The sequence below is a fragment of the Moorena sp. SIO4A1 genome, assembly GCF_010672065.1.
In the GTDB taxonomy this organism is placed as follows: Bacteria; Cyanobacteriota; Cyanobacteriia; order Cyanobacteriales; family Coleofasciculaceae; genus Moorena.
The window spans coordinates 1-1557 of sequence record NZ_JAAHHX010000635.1 but is presented as its reverse complement, the minus strand read 5'-3'; the positions used below and the strand labels follow the sequence as shown (position 1 = coordinate 1557).

Sequence of the window (1557 nt, the reverse complement as noted above, 5' to 3'; positions counted from 1 at the left end):
TCTTTACACAAATTAATACAGCGATGCAGCGCGGTCTTGGGAAGGCAGCGCGGTCTTGGGGGTTCCCCCCACTCGCGCTTTGCCGTGGTTTCCCCCACTCGCGCTTTGCATCAAGAAGTTAGGTTTATTTTTGTCCAGGTACTTATGGGTCGGTTGTTAATTGTTAATTGTTAATTGTTAATTGTTATTTTCAATTAACAATTAACAAAATAATAACTCTAAAATCTTAAGGATGCTGAGTAAAGAACAAGCAGATTAAATTTACCAATATATGGATTGAGGCTTGCAATTCCCATGATTTTGAAAAAATTATTGCCCACTATGACCAGAATATAGCGTCAAAAACATCACGTTTAACCCTGAAATTAATGCTTATAAGCCGTTTATATAGCTCCTCTAAATTATCTATTATTATTTTATCCTCTAGTTGTAACTTTCTAATTACTGCCAAAGTCCCCTTAACATTTAAACCTAATCGTATTGCCTGTTTTCTAGCGGCAAAATCATCCAAAATAATATAATCTGTTTGTAATTCTATCCCTAAAGCAATAGCTTCTGACTCTCCCTGTCCTAAACGGTCATTAAGACGATTTGCTAAAGAAACTAATTTTACCCCTTTAACCATTAATTGATTATTGGCAATCAAATTATCAATATAAGCACTTGCTTCATCATTCTTCGCATTAATTTCTTCTTTGACAACTTGCGGTAAATAAAATTTATCCTCAGACTCAATGAACTGCGTCAACAAATCTAATCGTGCTAGAAATATCAAAGGAGAAGAATTAAAAACAATTTTCATCTGGAATCACCAGTTTTGTTCAATGGTTATATCTTCAGAAGATAGGTAAGAAAACTCAATTCCCATTAAATCCAAAATTTTTATAAAAACTTCAGGTTCTATTTGCATTATTTCTGCTGCTTTCTGTAAACTAATTAGTCTAGAAACTAAAGCTCCTATGACAAAGATAAAATTTTCTTTTTGCCCCATATCCTGAAACAACTGTACTTCAGAGGCAATAGTTTTGAACATTTCTTTGTTACTCATGTTTCTTAATCCAAAAAACTAATCAAATAAACTGTTGTACAGTTTAAGTTTATATTATTGAAATAAAATCAAAAAATATATTATTTCAGTTACCTTTTGCTTTTTGCCTTTTGCCTTTTGCCTTTTGCCTTGCTAAAACCCATTTAAAATGCATTTTAGCTTACCCATCTTCTTGACATCAACTCAGCGCGCCCAACGCTTCCAGTGCTGACTTCTGTGCTAGGGTCAAACCGGTAACCCCTGTGATGTTCATACCTTGGTAAGGTCGATCAGGAATCAAGGTTTTAATACACTGACCTGTGTGAGTATCCCAAACTTTAATAGTCCCATCATTACTGCCACAAGTAAGCCAATAACTGCTCACCTGTTCTTGATCAGACCTACCCTGGTGATCTTGATGTTTTACAGGACTAAACCCAATCGATGACCGTACTGAATTCCTGTGACCGTGTAAGGTTCTCAGATAGTTACCCGTACTTGCGTGCCAAAGCCTTACGGTTTGATCTAAG

The 1557-nt window shown here is 35.5% G+C and carries 3 protein-coding genes; all 3 read right to left on the bottom strand.

The annotated features are described in order from the left end of the window. Window positions 1-319: 319 nt before the first annotated feature. The gene (locus F6K53_RS41410) at window positions 320-802 is read right to left on the bottom strand and encodes a DUF3368 domain-containing protein (RefSeq protein ID WP_293086181.1); all 483 of its coding nucleotides are present in this window, start codon (window positions 800-802) and stop codon (window positions 320-322) included. 6 nt (window positions 803-808) lie between these two features. After that, a complete protein-coding gene (locus tag F6K53_RS41405; RefSeq protein WP_075899097.1) occupies window positions 809-1048 on the bottom strand; it encodes a hypothetical protein in 240 nt (79 codons plus the stop codon). A 178-nt stretch (window positions 1049-1226) separates the two neighbouring features. Next, window positions 1227-1557, bottom strand: a 331-nt coding sequence (locus F6K53_RS41400; RefSeq protein WP_293086179.1) for a hypothetical protein, incomplete at its 5' end; no start/stop codon positions are given.